This is a genomic window from Streptomyces sp. NPDC126497 (assembly GCF_040302425.1).
Taxonomy (GTDB): domain Bacteria; phylum Actinomycetota; class Actinomycetes; order Streptomycetales; family Streptomycetaceae; genus Streptomyces.
The window spans coordinates 1-1915 of record NZ_JBEORT010000219.1; the positions used below are offsets into that span (position 1 = coordinate 1).

Consider the following 1915-nt stretch of genomic DNA (forward strand, 5'->3'; position numbering starts at 1 on the left):
GCGACCGAACTGCGCAACCAGCTCAACCGGCTCACCGGACTCGGGCTCCCCGCCACCCTCGTCTTCGACCACCCCAACGCCCTCGCCGTCACCGAACACATCGAGGAGAAGCTCGCGGGCCCGGCCCCGCGGACCACCGCATCCACGCGAACGGCCGTCAGTGCGAAGCAAGCCGACGACGAGCCGATCGCGATCATCGGCATGGCCTGCCGTTACCCGGGCGGGGTGACCTCGCCCGAGGACCTGTGGCGACTGGTCGCCGACGGCGTCGACACCGTCTCCGACATGCCGGACGACCGCGGCTGGGACCTGGAGGGCCTGTACGACCCGGAGCCCGGCGCGGAAGGCAAGAGCTACACCCGGCGGGGCAGCTTCCTCTACGACGCCGCCCAGTTCGACCCCGGATTCTTCGGCATCTCGCCGCGCGAGGCCCTGTACATGGACCCGCAGCAGCGACTGCTCCTGGAGACCTCCTGGGAGGCGCTCGAGCGCGCGGGCATCGACCCGGCCTCGCTCAAGGGCAGCCGCACCGGCGTGTTCGCCGGCGTGATGTACCACGACTACGCCCTCAACGTGTCGCCCTCCGGCACGGCGGGCGGCAGCGTGGTGTCCGGCCGGCTGTCGTACACGTACGGCTGGGAAGGCCCGGCCGTCACCGTCGACACCGCCTGCTCGTCCTCCCTCGTCGCCCTGCACCTCGCGGTACAGGCGCTGCGCTCGGGCGAGTGCTCGCTCGCGGTGGCAGGTGGTGCCACGGTGATGTCGACCCCGGGCATGTTCGTCGAGTTCAGCCGACAGCGCGGGCTGTCCGTGGACGGCCGCTGCAAGGCGTTCGCGGGCGCGGCCGACGGCGTCGGCTGGTCCGAGGGCGTGGGTGTCCTCCTCGTCGAGCGCCTCTCCGACGCCGTACGCAACGGGCACCGCGTCCTTGCGGTCGTCCGGGGCACCGCCGTCAACCAGGACGGCGCTTCCAACGGCTTCACGGCACCCAACGGACCCTCGCAGCAGCGGGTGATCCGGCAGGCGCTCGAGGCCGCGGGAGTCGCCGCCTCCGAGGTCGACGTCGTCGAGGCGCACGGCACCGGCACGACCCTGGGCGATCCGATCGAGGCGCAGGCCCTGCTGGCCACCTACGGCCAGGACCGGCCCGCCGACCGGCCGCTGCTGCTCGGCTCGATCAAGTCGAACATCGGCCACACCCAGGCCGCCGCCGGTGTCGCCGGTGTGATCAAGATGGTGATGGCCATGGAGCACGGCTCCGTGCCGCGGACCCTGCACGTCGACCGGCCCTCGCCGCACGTCGACTGGACCGAGGGCAACGCGGAACTGGTCGTCGAGGAGCGGCCGTGGCCGGACGCCCCGCACCCGCGTCGCGCGAGTGTCTCCGCGTTCGGACTCAGCGGCACCAACGCGCACGTCGTCCTGGAGCAGGCCCCCGCGCCCACCCCGGCCGCCGATCCGGGACCGTCGAACGGCGACGGCGAACGCCCTACGCCTCCGCTGCCCTGGACGGTGTCCGCCGCGACCCCCGAGGCGCTGCGCGCCCAGGCCCGACGGCTCCTCGACCACCTCACGGACCGCCCGGACCAGGACCCGCTGGACACGGCCTACACACTGGCCACCTCCCGCGCCCTGCTGGAGTCCCGCGCCGTCGTGCTCGGTGCCGACCGTGACGACCTGCTTGAGGGGCTGCGGACACTCGCCCGCGGCGAGTCGTCCCCGGCCGTCCTCCGCGGCACCGCGCGGGACGGCGGTCCGACCGCGTTCCTGTTCTCGGGTCAGGGGTCGCAGCGGCTGGGCATGGGCCGTGAGCTGTATGCGCGTTTCCCGGTGTTCGCGGAGGCGTTCGACGCGGTGTGCGCGGGCCTGGACGAGCACCTCGACCGGCCGTTGCGTGAGGTCGTGTGGGGTGAGG

The 1915-nt window shown here is 73.2% G+C and carries 1 protein-coding gene; it reads left to right on the forward strand.

Annotation, left to right across the window (positions count from 1 at the left end; genetic code table 11):
* A partial coding sequence (locus tag ABTY20_RS35185) for a type I polyketide synthase (RefSeq protein ID WP_352001205.1) occupies window positions 1-1915 on the forward strand: 1915 nt, incomplete at both ends.